Origin of the sequence: Vibrio sp. B1-2 (assembly GCF_963888445.1) — a bacterium.
GTDB classification, from domain to species: Bacteria; Pseudomonadota; Gammaproteobacteria; order Enterobacterales; family Vibrionaceae; genus Vibrio; species Vibrio anguillarum.
The window spans coordinates 78,286-104,416 of the sequence record NZ_CAWPJH010000044.1 but is presented as its reverse complement, the minus strand read 5'-3'; the positions used below and the strand labels follow the sequence as shown (position 1 = coordinate 104,416).

Below are 26,131 nucleotides of genomic sequence, written 5' to 3'. Positions count from 1 at the left end.
CAATGAACTTGGCGCACAGTATAAATGAGGCTATTCTTTATCTATTAACAACATTAATACCAGAAACAACAAGATTCGGACAAATGGCGATTATTGATGAACAAACCCAATTCGATGCTGATAAATTAACAGCTTGCGTTGTAGGGATAGCAGCCGACATCGGTAAACACGACTCGGGAATGCATCAACATAAAAAAGGCCAACTTCTCTATGCGCCTCAAGGATGCATCAGCTTTGCTTTAGATAACTCAATCTGTATTTTACCACCGACAAAAGCAGTTTGGATTCCACCATACATCCAACATCGAGCGATGATGACGAACGTGGTAGCTTATCGATCGCTATACTTCGATTGTGCAGTTTTTGAATGTCCAAATAACATGATTATGATAGAAGTTGATGCTTTGCTAAAGGCACTCATTGATAAGATGGCATTGTGGGCATGGGATAAACCTGAAAATGAAATGCAAAAAACGACGGCTCTTTTTTGGGAGGAATTTTATGCGGCTAAACGTCATTCTTTCCAATTACCCTTACCGTTAGATCGTCGGTTTAAAAAATTCTGCCAACAAGTGATGCAAGAATCTTTTTTGGTGCCGCCTCTTACCACCATCGCACATTCTATAGGTGCAAGTACCAAAACGATCACAAGGCTATTCAAAGCAGAAACAGGAATGTCCTATCAAGACTGGAGGCAGCAATGGCGCTTGTTAAAGGCGATTGAGTTGCTGTCTAAAGAAATACAAGTTAGCGAGGTCTCTCATTTGCTAGGCTTTTCTTCTGATAGTGCGTTTATTGCTTTTTTTAAGAAACAAACAGGACAAACACCTCTCAGTTTTATGAAAAGCAGTAGAAGTAGATTGAATTAAACTAATCAAGTAGTCAGGTTATTGGTATTACGAAAAGACAAGCCAAATAGTGATTTACTGAAATGGGAACTCAATTTCCTCAAGAAGGTTTAGGGTAAAACTATTTTAGCAACCCGCATCTATCATCATAAATGAAATACTCTCAACGCTAACGAAACTAATTCCCTCCCCTTTTAGGGGAGGGTTAGGGTGGGGTGAGCACTGTCAATCCTCCCCTTTTAGGAGGGCCACCCCCTCCTAAAAGGGGGAGGAACAGTACTGTATCTGAATCGTTCACACGATATTGTCTTCCGACATTAAATACAGAGCGGCTATTTAAAGCTGGGCGCTTTGTTGAAGTGGCTCTCAATCATTCTTTGAGTGATGGGATGAGTTGGATTAGACAATACTTCTTGTGTGTCACCCGATTCGACTACTTCGCCTTCGTGCATCACCATAATTTTGTCTGTAATGTGTTTTACAATACCAAGGTGCTGAGAGACATACACAAACGAGACACCCATCTCTTCTTGCAGTTCTAGAAACAAGTTAATCATCTGTGATCGCATTGCCATGTCTAACCCGTTTAATGCTTCATCAGCCACAATGATCGACGGTTGTAGAATCAGTGCTCGTGCCAAGCAAATCCGCTGTTTTTGCCCGGTGGCGAGCATTTGCGGGTAGAAGTAGGCGTGCTCTGGCAATAACCCAACGCGCAATAGCGTATCTTTCACGCGCTTCATGCGAGCTTCAGGTGGCATATTGGTGTTTCTTTTGAGCGGCCCTTCTAGAATACGACCAATTTGAATTCTTGGGTTGAGCGATGTGTTCGGATCTTGAAAAATCATTCGAATCAGCTTACAGCGCGTGGAGTAATCCTTGTGTTCCAATAACTCTCCATTAACGCGTATCTCGCCAGCCGAGGGTTCAACCATCCCCGCAAGCATTCGTGCCAATGTCGATTTACCAGAACCATTTTGGCCAATAAAACCAATGGTTTGTCCCGCTTCTAATGTAAAGCTAACCGGTTTGACTGCATGCTGAATTTTCTTGCGAAACAGACCTGAACGGGTAATGAAATCTTTAGTTAACCCGTTCACTTCTAATAATGACGCACTCATGACTGTTGCTCCATATTGAGTGGGAAATGGCAGGCAAACTTATGATTTTTAATACGTTGTGGATACGGTATTTCAACGCATTGGCGCTGAGCATAGGGGCAGCGAGGCCCCAATCTGCAACCAATCGGTAAATGTTGCAAGGGTGGAATGGAACCCGGTAAGGATTGCAATTTTTCTTTATGCGGGATCCAATCACTAAAATCGGGCATCGCTTTCAGTAGTGCGGCCGTATAAGGGTGTTTGGGTTCACTCAATATTTTCTGGGTATCGGCTGACTCAACAGACTGACCGCAGTACATCACTGTAATACGGTTAGCCCATTGGGTAATGGTGGTTAAGTCGTGGCCAATCAATAGAATCGTGGTGTTATTAACCTGGTTCATCCGGCTTAGCAGGCGCAATATCTGTGATTGGGTAATGGGGTCCAAATCGTTCGTTGGTTCATCAGCAATTAAAATTTTTGGTTTGGTTGCGATAGCCATCGCAATCATCACCTTTTGGCATTCACCATCAGTTAGCTCATAGGGGTAGCTACTCATGATGCGCGCGTGCTCTTTGATTCCTACTTTATGTAAAAGGGCAATGGCTTGTTTTTTACGCCATGTAAAACGCTGCCACCATTTGCCTTCAAATGTGCGCGATGGAATTGATTCAATCAACTGTTTTCCCACTTCATCTGAAGGGTCTAAGCAGGTTGACGGTTCTTGAAAAATCATCGCGATGTCGCGGGCAATCACTCGCCGGCGTTCGCGCGGCGTCAGCTGAAGTAGATCAATGTTACCTAAGCGCATGCGGTCGGCGGTGATGGTCCAATTATCTTTGCATATTCCTACGATGGCTTTAGCCACCAAGCTTTTTCCTGATCCGGATTCTCCCACCAACCCGCGAATTTCGCCTTCGTTCATGGTTAAGCTCATGCGATCGACTGCTTTTACCATGCCTTGTGGCGTATCAATTTCGATGGTGAGATGGCGAATATCTAATAATGGCATTATTCCACCCCTGCATTCAGAGCTTGTCGTACACCTTCACCGACTAAGTTGATGATGATCACCGTAAACATAATCGCTAAACCGGGGAGAGTGACTGTCCACGGTGCGAGGTAAATCAGCTCAACTGAATCACCTAAGATGGTGCCCCATTCGGTGCTTGGTGCTTGAGCACCCAAACCAAGAAAGCCCAAAGCGGTGATGTCTAAGATGGCAATGGATAACGCGAGTGTTATTTCGTTGGCGATGACAGCAAGGACATTGGGTAAAATGGAGTTCCACAACAGATAAAAGTCATTGGCACCATCTAAACGTGCGGCGAGGATATAGTCTTTTTCTACTTCGTTGTGTACGGCAATATACACCGAACGAACAAAGCGAGGGATGAGTGCCAAACCAATCGCAAGCAAAATATTGAACTCGCCAAAACCGAGCAGTGCCACAAAAATAATGGCAAGCAGCAACGATGGAATCGACATGACCGTGTCGAGTAAGTGGTTCAATGTACTGGACAATAATCCTTTGGTCATGCCTGCCATAATGCCGATAAAACAGCCGATCACAGCCGCGATAGCGGTGATTAAAATAGCGGCAGCGAAGGTGTATTGGGTACCATCAATCAACCGTGACAAGATATCTCGGCCTAAATCGTCGGTACCTAAGAAAAATTCGACAGTACCCGCAGGATCCCAAGAAGGCGGTATTAATAGGTTGCTCGTTTGCAACTGCGGATCATGAGGGGCTATCCAAGGAGAGGTGAGGGTAATCAACACAATGAGTCCTAAGCACCACAAGCCAAACATCGCCAAACTGTTATTGCGATAGCTGCGCCAAAACCGCTCAAACTGAGTTGGAATATGCTCTTCCTGATAAATGTTATTTGTTAGCATACCATTCCTTTCTTACCAGCGGGTTAACCATAGCGCCAATCAAATCAGACAGAATGTTTGCTGTGAGAACGAGCGTACCAACTACGATCACGCCGGCTTGAATGGAGACATAATCTTGGTTAGATAAGGCATCGAGCAGCCAACGGCCGATTCCCGGCCAGTTGAAGATGGATTCAGTAATAATTGCTAGCGTTAACATACTCGATAACTGAACCCCGAATTTAGGAATAATAGGTGGAATTGCATTTCTCAGCACATGCTCGGTGACAATTTCGTAATCACTTAAACCCTTAATTCGAGCGGCGCGTATATAGTTCTGAGCCATTACATCGGCCACCGAAGAACGCATCAGGCTCACCACTTGTGTCGTCGGTGCTAGAGCCAGTACCAAGCAGGGTAAAATCATATGTTCAATAACACTTTGCAAAGCATGAGCACGGTAGTTGCCTTCAGCGAAAAAAGCATCGATCAGAGCGAAACCTGTCACGTGTTCCACTTGGTAGAGTAGATCATAACGTCCTGAAACAGGAAACAGCTCATAATGCAGTGAAAAGACCATGATCATTAGCAAAGCTACCCAAAATAGCGGTGCTGAATAGCCGGACATTGACGTGAAGGAGATGACGGTATCAATCCATTTACCTTGCTTCATTCCTGCGAGCGTACCAATAGGGAGACCAATTAACAAAGAGAGAGTAAAAGCAATGAGGCATAACTCCAGCGTTGCTGGAAAGACCATCGCCAGTTCGTCCACAATCGGGACACCACTGTGATTGACGCCAAAATTCAGTTGCAGTAGTTGCCCTAAATAGGTTGACCAACCTGACCAAAATCCATGAGCAGTTAGAGGCGACTGTGGATCTAAGCGCAGCAGTGCAAACCCGACCATCGTCAAAATGAGTAACGTGATAATAAATAAGTTGAGTCTGCGTACCGTATATAAAAACACTATTCGACCCTCTCAACCGTATTGAATGGTTGTACATTAAATGGGCTGAGTTTAAAGCCCGTTAATGTTTTGCTGTACGCTTTAAATTGCATGCCGTGTGCCAATGGGATAACAGGGAATTCTTCATTCAAGATATTTTGCGCTTGTTTGTATAAGTTAAGGCGATAGCGTGACTTGTCTACTTCCAAGGCCAAATCGAGTAGAAAATCGAAATCACTATTGCACCACATCGAGGCATTGAGCCCTGAGCGATCTGAATTACATGAGAGCAGTGGACGCAAAAAGTTATCTGGGTCTGCGGTATCGCCATTCCAGCCCGTTAAAATCAGATCAACATTGGCGTGCTGGGCCAAATTTGAACGATCGAGGCGGTCTTCCGTGATGATATGCAATGTAATACCAATGTCGGCAAGGTTAGCGTTAATTAACTCGGCGGTTTTACGTGGGCTTGGATTATAGGCATGAGACTCTGCAGGAACAGACATCGTCAATTCCAAGTTGGCGTAATAGTCAGCCTCTTTAAGTAATGCGATCGCGTAGTTACGATCATAGCGAATTTGAATACTGTCCTTTTGATAGGCCCAAGAGGAGGGGGGAAGAATGTTATAAGCAATACTTCCTGTACCGTAATAGACCGAGTCCAAAATATTTTGGCGGTTGATCGCAAAATTAAGCGCTTTACGCACGCGAACATCACTGAGCGCAGGGTGAGAGGTATTCACAGCAATATAAGACACGTTCATCGCAGGCTTGGCATCAAGCTCTATTTCCGATTGCTGCTTGATAATAGGGATTTGGCTTGAAATAGGCGAGCTGAGCACATCGCATTCATGGCGTAGTAGTTTGGCGAGTGTCCCTGTACCTCGGTTGGAGACATCAAATACAACTTGTTCCATCTTCGCCACGCCATTCCAATAAGCGCCATGACGACGGAGGCGGATAAGGTCATTCACTTTAAATTCGTCTAGATAAAATGGTCCGGATCCAACAGGATGGCTGTCGATCATGCTTTTTTCATCTTCAATCACTAATTGATTAGCATACTCATAGGAGAGTATGACAGCGTGACTGGTGGCGATATTGGATAAAAAGGAGTTGTCGGGACGGCTGAGGGTAAATTTAACCGTGAGTTCATCCAGAGCTTGAACATCGATCAGCAAGTTTTTGAAATCAATACCCGCAAACCATGGGTAGACGCCACTATTGACGTAATGAAACGGGTTGGTTGGGTCAATGATTCGGCGAAAGCTGAAGACCACATCATCGGCATTAAGAGCGCGAGTCGGTGTAAACCAAGCGGTTGATTGAAATTGAACGCTATCGTTTAGCTTGAATGTATACTCTGTACCCTGTGGATTCACTGTCCAACTCGTGGCCAGACTGGGTATCGGTTGTAAGGTTTCTGAATCCAATTGCAACAGCGTGTCGTAAATCTGTGGGCTGAGAGCTTCAGACGTAATGCCGCTCTCAACCAATTGTGGGTTAAAAGTGGTGGGATTGCCGTGACCACAATATACGAATCCGCTCTGGCGAATTTTACTATGGTCAATTTGTTCGCTACAGCCTATCAGTAGGCTAAAGCTGCATATTCCTAGTGCGAATCGTATCAATGTTTTCATAAAGAGAAATAACTGTGAGAAGTAAGGCAAACAAAGCTAATCATTATGCCTCAAAATCCTGATAATCTACCATTTTTTGTTGATCTAAACCTAGGGTTAATCATCATTGCTGCCGACGAGTTGATATTTTCTCACCATACCTCTCAATTGGTGGTAGCTCAAGCCGAGTAATTCTGCAGCTTGTCTTTGATTAAACTTACTGGCATTGAGCGCGGCACTCAGTAGTTGTCTGTCCTGATCCTCCTGCCACATTTTGTAATCCATCGGAAATTCAAAGCCAGTGGTGTAAGTATGGCGATCTGTGGAGAGATTGCCAGTAAGGTCATCTGGTTTGTGCCACTCATTAGCAAAAGGGTTAAAAACCAAGTTTTCAATCGGATGGGAGGCCGTTCCATGTTGATAGACAGCACGCTCCACGACATTTTTAAGTTCACGCACATTTCCCGGCCACAAGTAGTGTTGAAGCTGATCTGCCGCTTCTGCACTAAACCCGACAAAGAGCGCTAAGTTCAGTTCACGGCACATCTTAATCGCGTAATACTCAGCAAGTGGCATAATATCTTCTTTTCGCTCTCTTAGCGGTGGAAGCTGGATCACATCAAAGGCCAGTCGGTCGAGTAAGTCAGCTCGAAACTTTCCAATTTCAGCTAATTGTGGAAGATTGGCGTTGGTTGCGCAGACGATACGGACATTCGCATTAAGCCGTTGGCTACCGCCGACACGTTCGTAATGCCCATATTCAATCACTCGAAGTAGTTTCTCTTGTACAGCAAGCGGCGCGGTGGCGAGCTCGTCCAAAAAAAGAGTTCCACCTTCTGCCCGTTCAAATCGTCCTTGGTGACGTCCTTTGGCTCCGGTAAACGAGCCTGATTCATGACCAAAGAGCTCAGAGTCAATTAACCCTTCACTCAAGGTTGAACAGTTTAACGAAACCAGTGGTTGGTCCCAACGTTTGGAAAGATAGTGTAAGCGCTGAGCGATTAACTCTTTGCCCGTTCCCCGCTCGCCAATAATTAATACCGGCCTATCAATCGGTGCAAGCTTAGAGACTTTATCCAGTACCGATAAAAATTGAGGCGCTTCACCCAGTAAGTTTTGTTGCATGTTCACTCTCCACACTGTGATTGAAAGGGTGGTTAAATTCACTAACTCTTGGCGAAAATCATCATAGCACAGTAATCTCATTCTATGAGATATTATCTAATTTATTGATTATCAATGAATTTATATATGGCATGAAACTTGGTTATCTCTTCTCGTCTTAACGTTTTGAGCGATTCAAAATGGTTCACCAATAACTACATCGTCATGAACAACTAATCAGGAGATTGAACATGGGTATTTTTTCTCGTTTTGCCGATATCGTAAACTCGAATATCAGTGCACTGTTAGATAAAGCGGAAGATCCTGAAAAGATGATCCGCTTAATCATCCAAGAGATGGAAGACACCTTGGTGGAAGTACGCACCAATTCGGCCAAAGCTATTGCGGATAAGAAAGAGCTCGCGCGTAAAGTGGATTCTATGGCCTCTCATATTGAAGATTGGCAACAGAAAGCGACCTTGGCGCTTGCTAAACAGCGTGAAGATCTCGCTCGCGCTGCTTTAATTGAAAAAAAGAAATTGCAAGAAATGCAGAAAGGCTTGCACACTGAACAAACCTTGGTAGAAGAAACTATCGATAAATTGACTGGGGAAATCGGTAAGTTAGAGGCCAAAATTGCCGAAACACGGGTGAAGCAGCAAGCTTTGGCACTTCGTAGCCAAACTGCGCACAACCGTCGTGATGTGCAACGTCATTTGCATACTAGCCGTACTGATGAAGCGATGGCGAAGTTTGAGCAGTACTCGCGTAAAGTCGATGAACTTGAAGCTGAAGCCGATCTCTACGCTATGTCCGGTAACGCTAAGTCACTCGACCAAGAATTTGCTGAACTTCAAGCGCAAGATGAAATTGAACAAGAGCTAGCAAAACTGAAACAACAAATGGACAAAAACCAATAACGAGGAGTGGCATATATGTCATCATTTTTTATCGCAGGTCCACTGATTGTCTTTTTGATTTTTGTTGCACCGATATGGCTTTTTCTGCATTACAGAGGTAAACGACATAGCAGCAACTCATTGTCACAAGAGGATTTAGAGCGGATCAAAGCGTTATCTGAAAAAGCGGAAAAACTGCAAAGCCGTGTTGAAACCCTTGAACGCATCTTAGATGCTGAATCACCGACTTGGAGGCAAAATCATGGCTAGCCGAGAACTCTATAAAGATCCGGTCAATGGCAAAATAGCTGGCGTATGTGCTGGGCTTGCTAATTATCTTGGGTTAGAAGTTTGGTTGGTGCGTATATTGGTCATCTCGGCTGCACTACTCGGTGGTGGTTTTTTAGTGCTTTTAGCTTATATGGCTTTGATGCTGATGTTAGAAAAGCAGCCTACTCAGTATGTTGAAACGCTAAAAGCCCAACGCGAACATACATTGAAGAATAAGCCTTGGGAGCAAGGACAAACCGCCGAAGCTTTGCTGGCGACATTGGATCAAGATTTAACTCGAGTGGATCAGAAAATCCGTAAAATGGAGGCTTATGTCACCTCTGAAGCATTTAAAGTCAATCGTGAGTTTAATCAGCTTTAAAAGCAAAGCTAGGGCACGTAGGTTTGCAGTGTCATTGTTCAACTGACACCGCAAATGAAGGTAAGGGTAAGGAAACAAAAAATGAAGCATCATACAGAAATGACTTGTGCATGGGCGATGAATCACCCTTTAGAGCGCGATTATCACGATAATGAGTGGGGCATTCCCGTTTACGATGATGTCAAGTTGTTCGAATTTTTGACGTTAGAAGGTGCGCAAGCTGGGCTGAGCTGGATTACGATTTTGAAAAAGCGCGAAGGTTACCGCTTAGCCTTTGACGGTTATGATCTTGAAAAACTGGCTCAGTACGACGAAACGCGGGCACCTTACATTATCGAGCATTTCGATGTGGTGAAGCACAAAGGAAAAATTGCCTCTGTCTATTCCAATGCACGAGCGGCTTTACTGTTGCAGCAAGAGTATGGTTCCTTATCCAAAGCATTGTGGCAGTTTGTGGATGGTCAACCAGTGCTCAATCATTGGCAGCAGATGAGTGATATCCCTACATCGACGCCCACGTCTAAGGCGATGAGCCAATTTCTAAAGAAAAAAGGCTTCAAGTTTATTGGCGAAACGATTTGTTATGCCTTTATGCAGGCGGTGGGTATGGTGAACGATCATTTGGCTGATTGCCCCAAGCGTTAATTTTTCAGGGCAACCTAATATGCAAAAGACCGCTGAAGATTCAGCGGCCTTTTGGTCTTCCGTTCATATTATGCACGCAAAGCAAGCTGTGCACTGTAGCGTTCTAATCCCGCTTTTAGATCAGCGATCAGATCGTCTACATCTTCAAGACCAATATGCACTCGAATCAGTGTACCTGCAAAGTGCGGGTGTGCGACGGTTCTTAAACTATCAAAGCTTTTGGGTTCATTAGCTAAAATCAGGCTTTCAAACCCACCCCATGAAAAGCCCATACTAAAATGTTGCATGCCATCGAGCAAAGCCGTCGTAGCTTTTATATCACTGCTCTTTAATACAAATGAAAACAGCCCGTTACCACCAGTGAAATCACGCTGATAAAACTCATGTCCAGGACAAGTCTCTAACGCAGGATGGCGAACGTGATCCACTTCAGGTTGCTCTGCTAACCAGTGTGCAATGGCTAAGCTATTTTGAGCATGTTGACGTAAGCGAACATCTAACGTTCTTAGCCCTCGTAGCCCTAAATAAGCGTCATCAGGTGAGACACATTGTCCCATCAAATAGCTTTGCTCTCGCAATTGATCCCAGCATTTTTCATTGGCAATCGCTGTTCCTAACATCACGTCTGAGTGGCCAACAATGTATTTCGTCGCCGCTTGGATCGAAATATCAACACCATGTTCAAAAGGTGAAAAGTTCACGCCCGCCGCCCAAGTGTTATCCAGCATGACAATGATGTCATGTTCATGTGCAACCCGCGCTAAGGTTGGGATATCTTGCACTTCCATCGTGATCGAACCGGGTGATTCAGTGAACAACACTTTGGTATTGGGTTGGATCAAAGCACGGATTCCTTCACCTATGGTCGGTGGGTAGTAGGTCGTTTCTATGCCCATTTTCTTCATGATTTTTTCACAAAAATCACGAGTAGGTTCATAGCAAGTGTCGACCATCAGAATATGGTCACCCGTTTGCACAAAGGAAAGAATACTATTGGCAATGGCGGCCGCACCGCAAGGGAAAAGCGCGCAACCGACACCACCTTCAATTTCCACCATTGCTTCTTGGAACGCAAAGTGCGTATGAGTACCACGGCGTCCATAAAAGAGTGTTTTATTAGCCCGATTGACAGTCGCATGATTTTTTTCAGCCACACTATCAAATACAACGGTAGAGGCGCGCTGAATAGGTGGGTTGACAACGCCATTGGTCCACTTTTTACTACGACCCGCATTGACCAACAGTGTTTTTTTACCTTCTGACATCCGAAATCCTTGTCTGGGAGAGAGTTCGTTATTTAAAACATGGAGTTGCCTAGCTTGGCAACCCCAGTCAGATAAAAAGTTTATAGCAGAGGGTTAAACAGATAGAACAATCGTTCAAAAAACCTATGATACAGCGGGCGTTGCTCCCATATTGGTAGCTCAACCAAGTGCGATTGTTCTATATAGTGTTGTTGTAGCCAGTTCATTTCTTGAGTGAAAGATTGGTCTTCAATCGCGAGCGTGACTTCAAAATTGAGCCATAAGCTGCGCATGTCGATATTCACCGTACCGACAAGACAGAACTGGTTATCGATCACGACTGATTTCGTGTGCAGCAAACCACCGTAGAATTCGTATATTTTCACCCCTGCTTCAAGTAGCTCGCCATAGAATGCGCGTGATGCCCATTTGACCATCAATGAGTCATTTTTATGTGGAATAATGATCTCAACATTGATACCGCGCTGAGCGGTCATTTTTAGCGTTGCTAATAGGTCTGCACTAGGCACAAAGTAAGGGGTAGTGATCCTAACGGATTGGTTTGACTGATTAATCGCCAGTGTTAACACTTGGGAGATTAAGTTTTCTGGCATACCGGGGCCTGAGGGGACAACCTGTACTGGATGATGAGGCTGATCTGGAGCGATAGTACATTCTGGTTGTGCTGGCAACATGCGTGTTCCTGTTTCCACCTCCCAGTCCCAGCAATGTACTGCGGACAGCACATTGACCGCAGGCCCGGTAATACGAACCATAATATCGACCCATTGACCCACACCGGAGTTTTGCTTGAAATAGGCTGGGTCAACCAAATTCATCGAGCCTGTGTAGGCAATTTTATCGTCGATAACAATGATTTTACGATGTTGGCGTAGATCTAAGCGGCGTAAGAACATCCGCCACGGGCTCACTTCTAACGCTTGGACGACTTCAATTCCTGCGTCTTTCATCATTTTGTACCAGTGACTTTTGAAGAAGCGTGGGCTGCCTGCGGAATCAAGCAGTAATTTCACATGCACATCACGTTTAGCCGCTTGGATCAACGCGGAAGCAACCGAATCCGCCAATCCACCTGGGTGCCAAATATAAAATACCATTTGAATGCTGGTGTGAGCTTGTTCAATGTCGGCAATGATGGAATGCAGAATTTCGTTAGGGGAGGTTTGCAGTGATAACGTATTACCACTTAAGGCCGGAATCCCCATACGGTGGTTACACAGTTCATCAATTTTATAAATTTGAGCACCCATTCCCTCAGGGGCATGAGCCTGGCAATCGTTAAGCTGTCTAAACCAATCACCAAATGGAGCAAACATTTCCTTCGCACGCTCTGCACGCTTGCGCCCTAAATTTAGCTCACCAAAAAGAAAGTAGCAGATCACTCCCACAATCGGAATGATATAAATCACCATCAGCCAAGCCAGAGAAACACTCACCGCTCGGCGTTTCAATACAACGCGTAGCGTGACTGCGGCGACCAAAAACCAATAGAGTGCGATGCCTGCTAAAGTAAGAACGTGGTAAACCTTGTCCATGCCATTAATCTTGTCGATAGAATAAGTCACGATAGTAAAGGGAAAGGGAAAAGTAAGGAAGTTTATCGCGTGAATAATATGAAAATAGTAACAGATGAATCGTGTTACTAAAGTGATCATAGCAGTTTAAAAAAATGATCTGAGGATAAAAAAGCAACAATTGAACTATAAAACTACGGTCTAATCCATAATTTATATCGTTCGGACTTCCAATTTTAATCTCAAACTGTTTTACTTGCCACCATCACAGTGCGACTAAAAATTATAACTTGTGTAATTAAAAGTTTACACTCACTTTTAGCACTGCCTAACAAACACAACATTGGTAAATAGTTTATGGCAAGTAGTTCAAGAGGTCATTTCTCATCGAGACTTGGTTTTATTATGGCGGCTGCAGGTTCTGCGGTTGGCCTAGGGAATGTGTGGGGTTTTCCGACCAAAGCGGCAAGTAATGGTGGCGCGGCATTTTTAGTGATTTATTTGGCAATGGTATTCTTGCTGGCGTTTCCGATGCTGGTTGCGGAATTGACGATCGGGCGACATGGACAATCTAACCCCATCGCTTCTTTAAGAAGTATCTGGACCAAAAATCGTGCGGCGGCGGCACTGTTTGGCATTATCGCGATGATTGCCTCATCGATGATCCTCAGTTTTTACTCCATTCTTGCCGGATGGCTTATGGGTTTTGCGGCATCCCCTATATTAGGCCTGTTGGGTTTACAGACGGCGGCCGATTGGTTAGTGAATTTTAGCGGCTTACGCAATGTTTTACTGGCTCTCGCATTTTCTTTGCTTACTATTTATGTTGTGCGAAAAGGTGTCGCGGACGGCATTGAAAAATGGTCTACCCGTTTGATGCCAGTGCTTTTTATTCTATTCGGCGCCATGATTGCTTATATCTTTACCCAAGATGGGGCAATGGAAGGATTGAAGATGTATTTGATCCCTGATATTGCGCACATCACTCCCAGTTTATTAGTAGACGCAATGGGGCAAGCTTTCTTCTCTCTCTCTTTAGGCGTTGGAGCGATGATCGTTTATGGCTCATATCTTAAGAAAGATGTTAATTTGCCAAAAACAGCGGCGCAAGTCGCGGCGATTGATACAGGAGTGGCGTTTGCAGCAGGCCTTTTGATTCTCCCAGCAATGTTTGTGGCTAAAAATCATGGTGTCGAAATTTTTGATGATGCAGGCAACTTGATGAGTTCGGGCGATTTAGTCTTCACCGTGCTGCCTGCGATGTTTGATAATATGGGCAGTGCAGGGGTGTTGCTCGGCTTTGGTTTCTTTATTTTGATGGTTATCGCAGCGCTAACTTCTTCAATTTCTATGCTAGAAGTACCAGTATCTTGCGCGCAAGATGAACTAAAAATGACTCGTAGCCAAGCAACATGGATGATCGGTGGAGCTATTGCGCTGCTGAGCATCATCATTTCCCTTAACTTTGGGGCGTTATTTAACCTAGTGGCTAACGTCTCGACCGTCTATATGCAACCTTTATTAGGTGTGGTTTGGGCTATTGTGGTGGGTTGGGTTTGGCATCGTAATAAATTGCTTGATGAGATCAAACAAGGTAACCCAGACATTGCACAAAGCCTATTCTGGAAAATTTGGCCATGGTACGTGCGTTTTGTTTGCCCCGTGGCGATTTTAATGGTGTTTGCTTATTCATTAATTTAGCGCATTCCTAAGGCTCTCATCCGAGAGCCTTTTTATCATCCTACGGCCTTGAACCTTGCATTTATTGGTATCTGTGTTGTTTAACGCTATACTCAGCCGCCTATTCTGCAGTTAGTGATTCACATGTTTGATATTCTTTATACTCACAACGATTTTCTCATCATCAACAAGCATCCCAATGTTTCTGTACACAAAGATGACGGGGATACAATGCTGCTGCAAGAAGTGGGTAAGGTTTCAGGTGATGGCCAGCTCTACTTAGTCCATCGGTTGGATAAAATGACGTCCGGCATTTTATTGCTTGCCCGCCACCAAGCTGCGGCCAGTGAGTTGTCTAAAAACTTTGCAGCAAGGGAAGTCGAGAAATTCTATCTTGCCATTGGCAGTAAAAAGCCTAAAAAGAAACAGGGCTTGATAAGCGGTGATATGGAACGCTCTCGACGTTCGTCATGGAAGTTAGTAGCGACACAAAATAACCCAGCAGTAACGCAGTTTTTTTCCTGTTCTGCTGAGCCGGGTGAACGTCTCTTTTTATGTAAACCTTTTACCGGAAAAACCCACCAAATTAGGGTTGCTTTGAAATCACTCGGCTCTGCGATTGTCGGTGACCCGATTTATCATTCTCATGATGATTCTGATAGAGGCTATCTACACGCTTTTGCGTTACGTTTTTGCTATCAGGATCTGTGGTATCAATTTATCTGCGACCCACGCAATCAAGTAGCTATGGGGCAGAAATGGAACTCAGACATTGTTAGCCAAGGGATTGAATCTTGGTTAACACCTTGGAATCTAGTTTGGCCGAAAGTAAACAAATGACAGAACAAACAATGCAACGCTCAGCGCTTCCTCACTTTTTTACCCATATTGAGCAGCAGCTCTCTTGTAATACCGGTGAAATTCGCCGCTTATTTCATGGCCGAGGTCGTCAGTGGCCAGGTCTAGAACAGCTCACCTGTGACTGGTTGCAAGGGCAGTTAGTCGTCAACTTATTTAAAAATGTCGAAGAAGATTTTCTCGCGGAGTTAAAAGCGGGTTTGTCGCACCTAACAACCCGTCCGTTATGGCTAGAAAAGCAAGGTCGTTGTGTTTTACTTCAGCATCGATATGCCGATGGCGCACCTTCAGAAACAGTATGGGGAGAATTAGAGCCTTTCCCTGTGGTGGTCGAAAATGGCTTAAAGTACCAATTGAGCATTGGGCGTAACCAGAATTTCGGGCTGTTTTTGGATATGCGCTACGGCCGTGAGTGGGTTTCATCTCACGCTAAACATAAAAATGTACTGAATCTATTTGCCTATACTTGCGGTTTTTCAGTAGCAGCTATTGCTGGTGGTGCTGACCAAGTTGTGAATGTCGATATGGCCAAAGCATCACTGGCTAAAGGTCGTGAAAACCATCAATTGAATGGGCACAATCTCAATTCAGTGAAGTTTCTTGGACATGATATTTTCAAGTCTTGGGGAAAAATCAAAAAATCAGGGCCATATGATCTGATTATTATTGATCCTCCTTCGTTTCAAAAAGGCAGCTTTGCGCTGACTAAAGATTATCAACGTATCTTACGCCGTTTACCTGAGCTGTTAGAACAAGGCGGCGAAGTGCTTGCATGCGTTAATTCACCAGCCGTAACCTGCGACTTTTTAATCGAAGGGATGAAGGTGGAAGCGCCATCACTTACTTTTCAAGCTCGCCTAGAAAACCCACCAGAGTTTGAAGATATTGATCCGCAAGCCAGCCTGAAAGCACTGATTTTCTCCTAAGTAGAATGGAGACTAGGTAAGATCACGCCATAATAAAGTTGGTTATGGTGTGATATCTCCCGACTTCAGGAATTATTAATTTTGCAAAATATGTTCAATCGGTGAGGGTTTAGAATAGATGAATCCTTGGATAAGATACACAGCACGAGTAGCAAGATAATCAACTTGGTCTCCGCGTTCAACGCCTTCAGCAATAATTTCAATATTAGCTTCTTGTGCTGAGAGAATAATGGAATTGAGTACCTTTATTTTTAAGTCGTCAGTTCCAATCGTATCAATAAACATTTTGTCTATTTTAATACAAGAAATACCAAGATTTTGTATATATGAGTAACCACCGTAGCCTGTACCAAAATCATCAATTTTGAATTTATAGCCTTTTGCCATAAGATGAGATAGTGCCCTACCTGCATTTTCAATATTAATAAATGGCGTTCTTTCTGTTATTTCAAAATGAATCTGTTTGGTGGTCGGCCAATTGAGTTCTTCTAGTGTTTCTGCTAAGCCACCACTTTCAATATGGGCAGGCACGATATTGATACTCACCCATTGCTGCACATCGAATTGTTCTAAATCATCAATTACTTTTCTTATGATTTGATTCGTTATCTGGATGATTAAACCGGATATTTCCGCCGGACCAACGAACTCATTTGGTGGAACCATCTCCTTGCCTTTGCACCAACGAACTAAGATCTCATAGCCAATAACTCTCTCTTCTCGGCTATCAAGAATGGCTTGGTAGTAAGGGATGAATTGTTTATCTTTAATGCCTTTAAGAATTAATCCTTGAATTGAGTTTTTATAATTTCTGAACTTTAAATAAAAAATAGATAATAAGATACCAATTGCTAGCGCAATGGGATAACCCCAATATATTAATTGGTAGTAAAGATATTGGTTGAATTCTTTACCAACAGAGAGTGTTTCTTGAATATCAAACTCTTTTATGGTGTAACTAATGGTTGTGATGTGGTCTTGGTAAGCAATCTCTTTATTGCCTCGACTCATTCTCAATCCATTTAAACTAGGCGATAAATAATGAAAATTTAATAAAAAGCAATTTATACAATCACCTTTTAATATCTCTTCTTGCCAGCTACTGTCTAATATCCAAAAAATTCGATTACCTTCTTTTTGATAATAAATAAGTAGCTCTTTTTCTGTATTAAAAAGTGCGGGAGTGGTGGACATGTAAAACCCTGAAGAGAGGTCATAGGCTTTCAACTCATCCGAAAGTTGTAATGGGAAACCGACAGTCGAGCAGCTACGCCCGTCTTTGTTGACAACTGCGATCATTCTAATAAATCGGTTGTAGTACTTGGAATCACGAATTAATGACATATCGCTTGCTTGGCATTCATAATTTATCTGAGCGACTTGATCTAAAATCATATCATTTAAGCTCTGAGCTCTATTGGCCAAGTAAAGATTGACGGTATCGAGTTTGCTTTCCAGCACATAGCGTGTCAACGGATTGATTAATATCGGGATGGCTAACGAAAAAATAAGAGTCGGGATCAGAAAGAGTAAGATCGCTATTTTAACGGGTCTGGTCAAAGTCATAAATGCAACCTTAGGCATCGTTATGCCACTGCGTTAGTAAGTGCGCAGTTTAGCATGCCACTGGTTCAATTGATGAGAATTTCGAAGAGTTATACGATTACCCAATGTATTACATTATCTGGATTTGAAGCCGTAGTTCGAAGCCAAAAGTGATACCGTTAATCATGGTTGTATTCTTGACGTGAGTGAGTGTTAGAGAGTGTTTGAAATCCAGAATAAATGCGGGTAATGGTGGTGAACCAGCATGCGCCGCCGAATAGATAAGCTATTAAGGCAAAATGTTGAGGAAAAAGACAAAACAGGACGAAACAAGCAATCGTTTCCGTACCCTCAGTCAAGCCTGACATGTAATACAGTGATTTATGCTTGTAGATAGGGCTGTGGATGTTTCGCTTGCTGGCCATCACGGCGAAGGCAAGAAAGCTGCTTCCCGTACCGATAAAAGAAAAGATCAAAAAGGCGCCAGCTACCGCATTGTGCTCAGGTGAAGCCAGCACAAAACCAAACGGGATGAGCGAGTAAAACAGAAAATCTAAACTGATATCGAGAAATCCTCCCGCATCGCTGACCCCTTGAATTCTTGCCAACGCACCATCAAGGCCATCTGCTATTCGGTTTAGTATGATGAAAATTAATGCCAGCGTGTACTGCGAGAAAGCAAGTGCAGGAAGTGCACAGCAACCTAAAGCAAAACCCCAGAGTGTCGTTTGGTTCGCTGTAATGCCTAAGCGATGAAGCCCTTGAGCTGTTTTCTCTAGTGGCCAACGAATGATTTTGACACTAAATCGATCAAGCATGTGCGCTCTCCCATGAGCAGGTTAAAATGCGGCTGTTAGGCGGAACATCGTCTTTATCGTGCGTGACCATCAAGGTCGGAATGCCTTCGGCGACCAGTTGATTGAAGACCCAATCCCTAAATTGGATCCGCAGTGCTTTATCTAACTTACTAAATGGTTCATCCAATAGTGCCAGTTTAGGTTGAGCCAGTAGCATGCGAGCCAAGCTAATACGTGCTCGCTGCCCCCCAGATATCTGTTCTGGGTAAGCATTGGCAAGATGTTCGAGAGAAATTTTCTGTAATGCTTTTTCTGCTTGAGACTGCCGTTCATGGCCTTTTACCGAGTTGGGCAAGGCAAAAGCCAAATTTTGCCAAACCGTCAGATGTGGGAAGAGCAGATCATCTTGAAATAAAATACCGACTTGCCGCTGATGTGCAGGCCGCAAAGTGATGTCGACACCGTCCAGTATGACTCTGCCTTGGAAGCTAAAATCCCTCCCCAAATGACCCGCAATTACATTAAGTAGCGTTGATTTTCCGCAGCCGCTCGGCCCCATTAAGCTAACAATTTCACCTGGGGAGATGGTGATATTTAAATCCGATAAGAGAACTTCACCATTTTGTTTATGGATGGCGAGGTTTTCGAGGCAGAACGTCATGAGTAATGGCTTCCTTACGGGCAGTTTTTTTAACGATAGGGTTCATGGTACGGCGATGAGTTTGCAGGCGGCTGATCACAATCGCCAAGGTGAAAAAAATTAAAGGCAGTAGGGCTTGCCAAATGGCATAGATGGCGGTGACTCTGCGGTCAAAGCCACTCGAGAGTGCAACGGCTTCGGTAGTAATAGTAGCAATCCTTCCTGCGCCGAGCATCAAAGTCGGCAAATATTGCGCTAAGCTCACACTCATTCCAATCGCTGCCGCGTAAACGATGGCTGGTAAGAGTTGCGGCGTTTTAATTTGCCAAAATACTTGCCACGGCGTTTTTCTTAAACTTAACGCTGCTTTAGTCAGGTTTTGATTGTAGCTTTTCCACGGGCCATCCAAAGCAAGATAGACAAAAGGAAAGGCGAAAAATACATGTGACCATGTAACCCAAAGCCAATACTGATCGCTGGCTAAAAAGAGTGTGGCGATCTGCATGCCAAATAACAGTGAAAGCTGAGGAATGAGCATCGGCAAGGCGATCAAATAACTGGGTAAATGACGCTGATATTTGAGCTTATACTCATGAGCGAGTAGAGATAACACCAGCGTAATCACAGTGCTGAATAGCGCTAATTGTACGCTTTGATAAATGGTTGGTGCGATATTCAACCATTCGTTGTCCCAAAAACGGGTACTGAACTGGTTGGGCCATAAGTCTGGAAAGCGCCAACGTTGTGCAAAACTCCAAACCACCATTAAAGGCAACATCAGCAGAGATAAGGTAATGATGAATAAAAACAGTGATTTTCCTGGCAAGGAAAGCGCATAGCGCCCTGAGTATTGCCAGCGTTTGTAGTGTTGCGTGGAACACTTTTCGATGAAGAGAACGATCAATAACATGGCGCTGGCAAGTATAAACAACAGAACGGCGCCAGCGGCGGCGCGAGGAATTAAGGCTAAGTTAGGGTCACTAAACCACTGCCATACCAATACTGCAAACGTTGGTGGATTATTGGGGCCTAAAATGAGTGCCAAATCGACAACGGATACGCCGTAGGCAATCACGGCAAAGAGGGCAAACCGCAGTTTATTTAACCACTGTGGGAAGATCACTTTTAGCCATAGTTGGGGTTGAGAATAACCCAGCGAAGCCGCTGCTTGTTGCAGTTTATCAATGTTTAATTGCTGCAAAATGGGGATGCTCATCAGCAGTAAAAAAGGAACTTCTTTAAGTGCTAACGCTAAGGTTAACCCTACTGCGTAAGGGTTGCGCACTAAAAGCGAAGCGCCATCTCCCATGAATGAGGTTCCAAACAGATGATACAAAAGGCGATCCGTCATGCCGCTTGGCGAGAATAAAAAAGCAAAACCAATGGCAAAAGCGACGTGAGGCATAGCCAGTAGCGGTGACAAAGCGTTCTCTACTTTTGACCAGTGACGGCTGTGCCATAATGATTGCAATATAACAAAGCAGATCGCCGCGGCGAGATAGGTACTGATTAACGCAGAACCTACGCTAAGTAGTAGAGATTGCCCGACTCCCGACCATTCTAAGATGGCGATGTAGCCATCTAGAGAAAAGTGGTGCAAGCCAACGGGAGGAATATAGCCCAATGAGGAGAGTATGACCCCAAGTAGGCCGGGAACAACTGGGGCAATACAGATGACAATAATCAGCAAATAGCTTGCTCTAAACATCGGGCTTTATCTCAGTCTCTTTAGTGGCCGTAGCGTTGTTGCCATTCGGTTTCAAGCGCCGTTTGCCAACTTGGATGTGGCTCGGCGATTGATTTAAACAGCTGAGTTTTCTTAGCGCTGCCACTTAAGAACTCATTTTGTAATACCGATGGATCTCCCCAAATGGAAAGATCCCCTTTGCGAGATTGTGCTTCCGGACTGAGTAAGAAATTGATCGCAACCAATGCGCCTTCTTTGGCGCTCGCATTCCAAGGAATGGCGAGAAAATGAATGTTAGAAAGAGCCCCTGTTTCAAACGCGTAGGAGCGGGTAGAGGCCGCTAGCGTTCCATTTGCTTGAGCGGAAAAAACAGCATTGGGGTTAAAGTTGATGGAAAGATCAAGCTGACCATCATCAAGCAATTGCAGCATTTGAGCCGAACCGCTGGGAAACTGCTTACCTTGATGCCAAGCAACAGGATGAAATTCATCAAGATAGCGCCAAAGAGGCGCTGTCATTATGGCAAAATTTTGTTCATCCACAGGCTTAGACAGTGCAACATCGTTCTCTGTTAGTTCAATCAATAAGGCTTTAAGGAAACTGGTGCCATGAAACTCAGGAGGACGAGGGTAACTAACACGATTCGGAAACGCCTTTGCGTAGCTCAACATTTCTGAAAATGAACGGGGTGGGTTATTGAGCTTTTCCTGATCGGAAATAAACACCAGTTGTCCTACACCCCAAGGCGCTTCAAGGCCAAGAGTCGGCTCTGAAAAATCTTGATCGATCGGCAGTGAGGAATCAATATATTGCCAGTTAGGTAAACGCTCCGTAAATGGGCCATACAGTAAACCATTATTTTTCATGGACTTAAAGTTTTCACCATTAATCCATACTAGATCGACACTGCCATTATTATTTTTAGCGGCCGCCTTTTCTGCAATAAGCCGTGTTGTTGTCTCGGCAATATCGGTCACTTTCACCTGTTTTAACTCGATACCGTAACGATCTTGAAGCTCGTTGCCTGCCCAGCGGATGTACTCATTAATCTCTTGGCTTCCTCCCCACGCGTGAAAGTAAACGGTTTGTCCTTTAGCTGCATCTGTGGTTTGTTGCCAAGTTTGCGCTGGCGCGGAAAGTGCGAAGGCACACGTGCAGAGTAAGGTGATGAGCTTTTTCATAATTATCCTTAAAGATCGCTTTATTCAGTGAGTTAGTGAATAGACCGGAGATATTTCCATGTTCATTCATTATGAACGAAAAAAAACAAAAGATCTGAATTGGTAAGAAAAAGCAGAAGTCGCAGATAGGTGAATGATGTGTGAGGTGGTTTACGGAAATGGCAGCCTGATAGAAAAGACTGCCATGAGAAGAATGACTGAAATTAATTTACCCAATCACGCAAAGTAAAGGTGAGCGTGTGAACCTCATTTTTAAGCGTTAGGCTATCTTTAGTCAGGTTGATCTCGCTCCAATCTGACAATGTTTGAGAAAACGCCTGCTCGGTATCCATGACATCACCGATACACATCATCATGGTCATGCCCATTTTTTCGATGCGGAATTGGTTGTCTTTTAGCTCGGCTTGCCCAAAAAAGTTATTGCAACCTGCGTTACCGCTAGCCATCATCTTTTCGCCGATTTCTAATCGCGGTGCTTTTTGTTTGTTATTATTGACCACGTCCTTGCCATCAATTTGCACCAGTTGCCAATTGTGATGCTGCAAATCTTGAGCGGTGATGCTTTCTACATCACCATTACTTGCACAGGCACTCACCAATACAGGTAGAGAAATTGCGGCTAGCCATTTTTTTGAACTAAACTTCATCGTATTAGACCCCAGAATTTGGAAAACGCGCACAGTATATAAAATTGAGTACTGTTTTTGTCAGTATAAGGTGATTGTTTTATATGCGTCACAGTTTGCAATCAGGAAGTGACACACGTTACTCTTATGTGGCGGACATTAAATTGGAAAAATAATTGAGTAACCATGGAGCAACTCGAATTTTTTAAAGTGCTGAGCCCTTGTATCGGTGTATGTTCAGTTGATGACAAAGGTTATTGCCAAGGCTGTATGCGTAAAAGGGAAGAGCGTTTTAACTGGCTCTCAATGACTGCTGCGCAGCAACTGCATGTCATAAAATTATGCCAACAGCGCTATAAGCGGAAAAAACAGAAACAACAAGCGCAAAACAAAGCAGATTCCGAGCCAGAAACGAACCCGCAGCGCGATCTGTTTTAATCAATTACTTCATTCCCCAAAAATCACTGACCCAACCACCAGCATGTCCATCAAAATGATTACCGTGAAAATGTTTATTCACATCGGGTTGTTCCATGTTGGGTTTTTCTGTCAGAAGCTGTTGAATATAGCTCGCCATTGGATCCGTACGTTGGTGCCGCGTTACAACATCTTTTATCAGTTGTAATCGATAAGTGGAACTTGCGCGTTTCATTTCTATAACCTCCATTGTTGTGGTAACCAATAGAAAAAATAGAAGCGATCCAGTACAGCGTCAATCAAAGATCTGCTTAAAATTTGCTCAATTTTATGATTAAAAATTAACCGCCTGATTTGGCTCGATTAACGCTCTTTAAGCCATAGAATCTATTTAAAGAGAGATCGCTCTCGAAATTTTGTGATTGCTTTTCAGTGTTGCAACCAAATGAGCGACCCCATCACATAAACATATTTATGAAATCAATAATATCCACTCTGTTTTAATGAGAGCCTGTTTATACGTATGAGTATGTTATGAAACTAAAAATTGTTACTAGCGCAATACTTGCTTCTATTGCCGCTTCTTCTTTCGCTGCTGATGGCGATATTCATCAGGTTACCATTCTCGGTACTTCCGATATTCACGGGCATTTTATGCCATGGGATTATGCTGCTGACAAACTGAATATGCAGGGGAGCCTAAGTCAAATCGCCACCAAGGTTAAACAGATACGAGAGCAAGATAAAAACGTTATTTTAGTAGATGCGGGAGATACGATTCAGGGAAACTTTGTTGAAACGTTTAAGCATGAAGCCGTAGACCCTATGATGCTCGGTTTTAATGAGATGAACTACGATGTTTGGGTGCTGGGTAACCATGAGTTTGATTTTGGTTTATCGGTATTAAATCGCTCCCTGACTCAATTTAAAGGCCGAGCGTTAGCCGGAAATATTCAGAGGCCCGATGGCAATCCATTCTTACCCGCCGCAACAATTATTGAAAAAAATGGCGTCAAGATCGGTATTATTGGAATGGATACTCCGATGACACAAGTGTTTGCTGAAGGCACTAATCGCCTTGAAGGCATGAGCTTCACTAACCCAACACTTGAAGTGAAAAAAGTGATTGGGCAGATAAAAAATGATGTCGATGCGATCGTTTTGGTTGCGCACATGGGGCTGGATAACGAAAACGACATCAAAGATACGGGCGTATCTGATATTGCCAATGCTAACCCTGAAATCGATGCCATTGTTGCTGGCCACATGCACACTAAAATTGATAAAGCGACGGTAAACGGTGTCATCATTACCGAGCCTGATAAATATGGACGCGTTTTATCTCGAATCGATTTCCAATTTGAAGAAAAAGATGGCAAATACACGCTCGTTCATAAAGACAGCTTCACTTATCCTATGAAAGGTGTTGATTCTGATTCGAAAATGGAAACGCTGTACGCACCTTATCATCAACGCTTACGAGAAAACGCCAATCGCGAAATTGCGATACTTGACGGAGTCGACTTGGTTCCTGATGATGAAATACGCGGTATCCCTCAAGTGCATATTCAAGATACCGGCATCAGTGCGCTGTTTCAGGAAGCCAGTTTTTTCTACGTGCCAAAAGCAAACGTGATCGCACTGCAAATTGATAATGACCAAGCTCAACTTGATACTGGCCCAATCAAAGCAAAAGATATCGCGTTTAACTATCAATATGCTGGTGGTGAAATTACGGTTTACCAAATGACGGGTAAAGAGCTGCGCACCTACATGGAATGGGCCGCTGGGTATTTCAATTCCGTCTTGCCAGGCGATGTGACTTATAGCTTTGATCCAAAGCGGCGCGCATCGAAATACTCAACCAATGATTTTTTTGCGGGTGTCACTTACACCATTGATCTTACTCAACCTGCGGGTAAGCGAATTAAAGATCTGCGTTTTGCTGGTGGACAACCGATTGATGATACTAGTGATATTCGGTTGGGTATGAATAGTTACCGAATGGGGCATTTGACGCAGAAAGGGGGTAGCCTTGAAGGGCGGTCATTCCCGATTATTTTTGACTCGGAAGCGGAATATGGCGAAGAGGAAGGAACTATTAGAAACCTAACGATCCGCTATCTCACCCAAGAAAAGCAAGGCCGCTACGAAGGGAAACCAATGCAACGTTGGAAGCTAGAAGGTTTGCAAGGGTATGAATCGGAACGTGCCATCGTGAAAGCTCTAATTAATAGTGGCCAAATTGATGTACCAAGTAGTGATGATGGGCGTTATAGCAATATCGCCTCGATCAATGTTAAAGCACTACTTTTTACCAATAAGGCCGCGGCTGAAGAGGCGATCAATGCGCGTATTTTGCAAAGTAGCCAAGCTTCTGATGCTGAAAAACAGCGTATCAATCGAGAGATTGTATTGCTCAAGGCATTGAATGCTAATGTTTTAGATTAGCTAAAGTTTTAAATTAACGGTTAAGGCTCTGGCCAAAAGTCAGAGCCTACTACTTTAACGACTAACTCATCAATAACCAGAATCCAACACCTATCATCAATGAGCCTGAAATACGGTTCATTAGACGCACATTTTTTGAATGCCCTAGAGCTCGTTTTAACCCCTTGCCACCTGTTGCGTAAAGTGTCATACAGACAAATTCTGAGACCATAATAATGGACACCAGCAGTAATAGTTGAGGTGCAAGTGGTGCTTCACTATTAATAAAAGGCGGAAGTAGGGAGATCATAAACGCCCAGCCTTTAGGGTTGGCAATCGCGGTCACAAAACCTTGCATGACAAGATCCCAGTCTTTGTTATGGGGAGTGACTTGTGAGTCGCTACTGAGGGCAAGCTTGCCTTTTGAGCGCCACATCTGAATGCCTATATAGCCAAGATAGATGGCACCGATGGTTTTGAATCCGGTAAAGAGCCAAGGGTAATTGAGCATAATCGAAGCCATCCCCAAAACGGCTGCGATGGAAACGAACGCCACACCGACGATCTCTCCCATCATCATCCATAAAGTTCGGCGATAACCAATACTCATCCCAAGACTCAGTGCCAATGTCATGCACATACCTGGAGTAATCGAAACAAAAAAGAATGTTGGTATAAATGCCAGAAGTAAAGTACTGCTCATTAATCAATCCGTGTTGAGAGACAAGAGCTCTAGCATACACATTAATTACAATCTTCACTATTTCACTTTGCTGTGCAATTGACGACAGTGCTACTTACGGATTGAAACCAATAAAGATGACCGTTTGGGATGATGAAGCATAGATAGGATGCACAGAGATGAAAAAA

General features: G+C 43.8%; 26 protein-coding genes. 10 read left to right on the top strand and 16 right to left on the bottom strand.

All coding sequences use genetic code 11. From position 1 onward, the window contains the following. Nucleotides 1–83: 83 nt before the first annotated feature. Nucleotides 84–869 (top strand): AraC family transcriptional regulator, encoded by a 786-nt coding sequence (locus AACQ75_RS17135; RefSeq protein ID WP_017043971.1) that lies wholly within the window; start codon nt 84–86, stop codon nt 867–869. Nucleotides 870–1,180: 311 nt separating this feature from the next. Here the strand turns inward: AACQ75_RS17135 and AACQ75_RS17130 are convergent, their stop codons facing one another. The 6 genes from AACQ75_RS17130 to pspF form a co-directional block, all read right to left on the bottom strand. Next, nucleotides 1,181–1,969, bottom strand: a complete 789-nt coding sequence (locus tag AACQ75_RS17130; protein WP_013857043.1) for a peptide ABC transporter ATP-binding protein — start codon at nt 1,967–1,969, stop codon at nt 1,181–1,183. Continuing rightward, entirely contained in the window at nt 1,966–2,961 is a 996-nt protein-coding gene (locus AACQ75_RS17125) for a peptide ABC transporter ATP-binding protein (protein ID WP_010320232.1), read from the bottom strand. Before AACQ75_RS17125 ends, AACQ75_RS17130 begins: the two co-directional genes overlap by 4 nt. After that, nucleotides 2,961–3,848 (bottom strand): ABC transporter permease subunit, encoded by an 888-nt coding sequence (locus AACQ75_RS17120; RefSeq protein WP_013857042.1) that lies wholly within the window; start codon nt 3,846–3,848, stop codon nt 2,961–2,963. The genes AACQ75_RS17125 and AACQ75_RS17120 overlap by 1 nt, the downstream gene beginning before the upstream one ends. Next, a complete protein-coding gene (locus AACQ75_RS17115) occupies nt 3,835–4,797 on the bottom strand; it encodes an ABC transporter permease (protein WP_013857041.1) in 963 nt (320 codons plus the stop codon). Before AACQ75_RS17115 ends, AACQ75_RS17120 begins: the two co-directional genes overlap by 14 nt. Beyond that, nucleotides 4,797–6,416 carry an ABC transporter substrate-binding protein SapA gene (gene sapA, locus AACQ75_RS17110; protein WP_170889123.1) on the bottom strand — a complete coding sequence of 540 codons (1,620 nt, stop codon included), beginning with the start codon at nt 6,414–6,416 and terminating at the stop codon, nt 4,797–4,799. Before sapA ends, AACQ75_RS17115 begins: the two co-directional genes overlap by 1 nt. A gap of 96 nt (nt 6,417–6,512) precedes the next feature. Continuing rightward, nucleotides 6,513–7,520 carry a phage shock protein operon transcriptional activator gene (gene pspF / locus AACQ75_RS17105; RefSeq protein WP_026028021.1) on the bottom strand — a complete coding sequence of 336 codons (1,008 nt, stop codon included), beginning with the start codon at nt 7,518–7,520 and terminating at the stop codon, nt 6,513–6,515. 230 nt (nt 7,521–7,750) lie between these two features. Here pspF and pspA point away from each other — a divergent pair, with 230 nt between their 5' ends. From pspA to AACQ75_RS17085, 4 genes are read left to right on the top strand one after another with little or no spacing between them, the layout of a single operon-like run. Then, complete coding sequence (pspA, locus tag AACQ75_RS17100; protein ID WP_026027628.1) at nt 7,751–8,419, top strand: phage shock protein PspA; 669 nt, start codon at nt 7,751–7,753, stop codon at nt 8,417–8,419. A 15-nt stretch (nt 8,420–8,434) separates the two neighbouring features. After that, on the top strand, nt 8,435–8,668 hold the full coding sequence (pspB, locus tag AACQ75_RS17095) for an envelope stress response membrane protein PspB (protein ID WP_026027627.1): 234 nt from the start codon (nt 8,435–8,437) through the stop codon (nt 8,666–8,668). Next, a complete protein-coding gene (gene pspC / locus AACQ75_RS17090) occupies nt 8,661–9,050 on the top strand; it encodes an envelope stress response membrane protein PspC (protein ID WP_013857036.1) in 390 nt (129 codons plus the stop codon). Before pspB ends, pspC begins: the two co-directional genes overlap by 8 nt. A gap of 54 nt (nt 9,051–9,104) precedes the next feature. Next, nucleotides 9,105–9,695 (top strand): DNA-3-methyladenine glycosylase I, encoded by a 591-nt coding sequence (locus AACQ75_RS17085; protein WP_013857035.1) that lies wholly within the window; start codon nt 9,105–9,107, stop codon nt 9,693–9,695. A 68-nt stretch (nt 9,696–9,763) separates the two neighbouring features. Here AACQ75_RS17085 and AACQ75_RS17080 read toward each other — a convergent pair whose 3' ends face one another. Further along, entirely contained in the window at nt 9,764–10,960 is a 1,197-nt protein-coding gene (locus AACQ75_RS17080) for a cystathionine beta-lyase (RefSeq protein ID WP_170889122.1), read from the bottom strand. A gap of 80 nt (nt 10,961–11,040) precedes the next feature. Continuing rightward, the gene (cls, locus tag AACQ75_RS17075) at nt 11,041–12,495 is read right to left on the bottom strand and encodes a cardiolipin synthase (RefSeq protein ID WP_094144480.1); all 1,455 of its coding nucleotides are present in this window, start codon (nt 12,493–12,495) and stop codon (nt 11,041–11,043) included. Nucleotides 12,496–12,831: 336 nt separating this feature from the next. Here cls and AACQ75_RS17070 point away from each other — a divergent pair, with 336 nt between their 5' ends. From AACQ75_RS17070 to AACQ75_RS17060, 3 genes are all read left to right on the top strand, one after another. Continuing rightward, entirely contained in the window at nt 12,832–14,175 is a 1,344-nt protein-coding gene (locus AACQ75_RS17070) for a sodium-dependent transporter (RefSeq protein WP_013857032.1), read from the top strand. A 123-nt stretch (nt 14,176–14,298) separates the two neighbouring features. Next, nucleotides 14,299–14,994: a TIGR01621 family pseudouridine synthase gene (locus tag AACQ75_RS17065; RefSeq protein WP_013857031.1), complete on the top strand. Its 696-nt coding sequence runs from the start codon at nt 14,299–14,301 to the stop codon at nt 14,992–14,994. Between the two features lie 11 nt (nt 14,995–15,005). Then, on the top strand, nt 15,006–15,938 hold the full coding sequence (locus AACQ75_RS17060) for a class I SAM-dependent methyltransferase (RefSeq protein WP_026028564.1): 933 nt from the start codon (nt 15,006–15,008) through the stop codon (nt 15,936–15,938). A gap of 75 nt (nt 15,939–16,013) precedes the next feature. Here AACQ75_RS17060 and AACQ75_RS17055 read toward each other — a convergent pair whose 3' ends face one another. The 6 genes from AACQ75_RS17055 to AACQ75_RS17030 all read right to left on the bottom strand — a co-directional run bounded on the left by AACQ75_RS17055 (nt 16,014) and on the right by AACQ75_RS17030 (nt 22,435). Next, complete coding sequence (locus AACQ75_RS17055) at nt 16,014–17,504, bottom strand: EAL domain-containing protein (RefSeq protein ID WP_170889121.1); 1,491 nt, start codon at nt 17,502–17,504, stop codon at nt 16,014–16,016. A gap of 158 nt (nt 17,505–17,662) precedes the next feature. Further along, nucleotides 17,663–18,301: a CDP-alcohol phosphatidyltransferase family protein gene (locus AACQ75_RS17050; protein WP_013857469.1), complete on the bottom strand. Its 639-nt coding sequence runs from the start codon at nt 18,299–18,301 to the stop codon at nt 17,663–17,665. Then, on the bottom strand, nt 18,294–18,941 hold the full coding sequence (locus AACQ75_RS17045; RefSeq protein WP_094124578.1) for an ATP-binding cassette domain-containing protein: 648 nt from the start codon (nt 18,939–18,941) through the stop codon (nt 18,294–18,296). Before AACQ75_RS17045 ends, AACQ75_RS17050 begins: the two co-directional genes overlap by 8 nt. Continuing rightward, a complete protein-coding gene (locus AACQ75_RS17040; RefSeq protein ID WP_170889120.1) occupies nt 18,907–20,628 on the bottom strand; it encodes an ABC transporter permease in 1,722 nt (573 codons plus the stop codon). The genes AACQ75_RS17045 and AACQ75_RS17040 overlap by 35 nt, the downstream gene beginning before the upstream one ends. A gap of 20 nt (nt 20,629–20,648) precedes the next feature. Next, entirely contained in the window at nt 20,649–21,788 is a 1,140-nt protein-coding gene (locus tag AACQ75_RS17035; protein ID WP_170889119.1) for an ABC transporter substrate-binding protein, read from the bottom strand. 203 nt (nt 21,789–21,991) lie between these two features. Then, the gene (locus AACQ75_RS17030) at nt 21,992–22,435 is read right to left on the bottom strand and encodes an META domain-containing protein (protein WP_026027724.1); all 444 of its coding nucleotides are present in this window, start codon (nt 22,433–22,435) and stop codon (nt 21,992–21,994) included. A gap of 165 nt (nt 22,436–22,600) precedes the next feature. On the opposite strand from AACQ75_RS17030, the gene AACQ75_RS17025 reads away from it, so the two are divergent. After that, nucleotides 22,601–22,852 carry a DUF1289 domain-containing protein gene (locus tag AACQ75_RS17025; RefSeq protein ID WP_013857474.1) on the top strand — a complete coding sequence of 84 codons (252 nt, stop codon included), beginning with the start codon at nt 22,601–22,603 and terminating at the stop codon, nt 22,850–22,852. A 4-nt stretch (nt 22,853–22,856) separates the two neighbouring features. Here AACQ75_RS17025 and AACQ75_RS17020 read toward each other — a convergent pair whose 3' ends face one another. After that, a complete protein-coding gene (locus tag AACQ75_RS17020) occupies nt 22,857–23,066 on the bottom strand; it encodes a hypothetical protein (RefSeq protein ID WP_170889118.1) in 210 nt (69 codons plus the stop codon). A gap of 299 nt (nt 23,067–23,365) precedes the next feature. Here AACQ75_RS17020 and AACQ75_RS17015 point away from each other — a divergent pair, with 299 nt between their 5' ends. Next, entirely contained in the window at nt 23,366–25,282 is a 1,917-nt protein-coding gene (locus AACQ75_RS17015) for a bifunctional metallophosphatase/5'-nucleotidase (protein WP_170889117.1), read from the top strand. Nucleotides 25,283–25,343: 61 nt separating this feature from the next. Here the strand turns inward: AACQ75_RS17015 and AACQ75_RS17010 are convergent, their stop codons facing one another. After that, entirely contained in the window at nt 25,344–25,964 is a 621-nt protein-coding gene (locus tag AACQ75_RS17010) for a LysE family translocator (RefSeq protein WP_013857026.1), read from the bottom strand. Between the last annotated feature and the right edge of the window lie 167 nt (nt 25,965–26,131).

Bases quoted from the DNA above. Each gene is read 5' to 3' on its own strand.
- AACQ75_RS17135 (WP_017043971.1), top strand. From the start codon at position 84: ATGGCGATTATTGATGAACAAACCCAATTCGATGCTGATAAATTAACA.
- AACQ75_RS17130 (WP_013857043.1), bottom strand. From the start codon at position 1,969: ATGAGTGCGTCATTATTAGAAGTGAACGGGTTAACTAAAGATTTCATT.
- AACQ75_RS17125 (WP_010320232.1), bottom strand. From the start codon at position 2,961: ATGCCATTATTAGATATTCGCCATCTCACCATCGAAATTGATACGCCA.
- AACQ75_RS17120 (WP_013857042.1), bottom strand. From the start codon at position 3,848: ATGCTAACAAATAACATTTATCAGGAAGAGCATATTCCAACTCAGTTT.
- sapA (WP_170889123.1), bottom strand. From the start codon at position 6,416: ATGAAAACATTGATACGATTCGCACTAGGAATATGCAGCTTTAGCCTA.
- pspF (WP_026028021.1), bottom strand. From the start codon at position 7,520: ATGCAACAAAACTTACTGGGTGAAGCGCCTCAATTTTTATCGGTACTG.
- pspA (WP_026027628.1), top strand. From the start codon at position 7,751: ATGGGTATTTTTTCTCGTTTTGCCGATATCGTAAACTCGAATATCAGT.
- pspB (WP_026027627.1), top strand. From the start codon at position 8,435: ATGTCATCATTTTTTATCGCAGGTCCACTGATTGTCTTTTTGATTTTT.
- pspC (WP_013857036.1), top strand. From the start codon at position 8,661: ATGGCTAGCCGAGAACTCTATAAAGATCCGGTCAATGGCAAAATAGCT.
- AACQ75_RS17085 (WP_013857035.1), top strand. From the start codon at position 9,105: ATGAAGGTAAGGGTAAGGAAACAAAAAATGAAGCATCATACAGAAATG.
- AACQ75_RS17080 (WP_170889122.1), bottom strand. From the start codon at position 10,960: ATGTCAGAAGGTAAAAAAACACTGTTGGTCAATGCGGGTCGTAGTAAA.
- cls (WP_094144480.1), bottom strand. From the start codon at position 12,495: ATGGACAAGGTTTACCACGTTCTTACTTTAGCAGGCATCGCACTCTAT.
- AACQ75_RS17070 (WP_013857032.1), top strand. From the start codon at position 12,832: ATGGCAAGTAGTTCAAGAGGTCATTTCTCATCGAGACTTGGTTTTATT.
- AACQ75_RS17065 (WP_013857031.1), top strand. From the start codon at position 14,299: ATGTTTGATATTCTTTATACTCACAACGATTTTCTCATCATCAACAAG.
- AACQ75_RS17060 (WP_026028564.1), top strand. From the start codon at position 15,006: ATGCAACGCTCAGCGCTTCCTCACTTTTTTACCCATATTGAGCAGCAG.
- AACQ75_RS17055 (WP_170889121.1), bottom strand. From the start codon at position 17,504: ATGACTTTGACCAGACCCGTTAAAATAGCGATCTTACTCTTTCTGATC.
- AACQ75_RS17050 (WP_013857469.1), bottom strand. From the start codon at position 18,301: ATGCTTGATCGATTTAGTGTCAAAATCATTCGTTGGCCACTAGAGAAA.
- AACQ75_RS17045 (WP_094124578.1), bottom strand. From the start codon at position 18,941: ATGACGTTCTGCCTCGAAAACCTCGCCATCCATAAACAAAATGGTGAA.
- AACQ75_RS17040 (WP_170889120.1), bottom strand. From the start codon at position 20,628: ATGTTTAGAGCAAGCTATTTGCTGATTATTGTCATCTGTATTGCCCCA.
- AACQ75_RS17035 (WP_170889119.1), bottom strand. From the start codon at position 21,788: ATGAAAAAGCTCATCACCTTACTCTGCACGTGTGCCTTCGCACTTTCC.
- AACQ75_RS17030 (WP_026027724.1), bottom strand. From the start codon at position 22,435: ATGAAGTTTAGTTCAAAAAAATGGCTAGCCGCAATTTCTCTACCTGTA.
- AACQ75_RS17025 (WP_013857474.1), top strand. From the start codon at position 22,601: ATGGAGCAACTCGAATTTTTTAAAGTGCTGAGCCCTTGTATCGGTGTA.
- AACQ75_RS17020 (WP_170889118.1), bottom strand. From the start codon at position 23,066: ATGAAACGCGCAAGTTCCACTTATCGATTACAACTGATAAAAGATGTT.
- AACQ75_RS17015 (WP_170889117.1), top strand. From the start codon at position 23,366: ATGAAACTAAAAATTGTTACTAGCGCAATACTTGCTTCTATTGCCGCT.
- AACQ75_RS17010 (WP_013857026.1), bottom strand. From the start codon at position 25,964: ATGAGCAGTACTTTACTTCTGGCATTTATACCAACATTCTTTTTTGTT.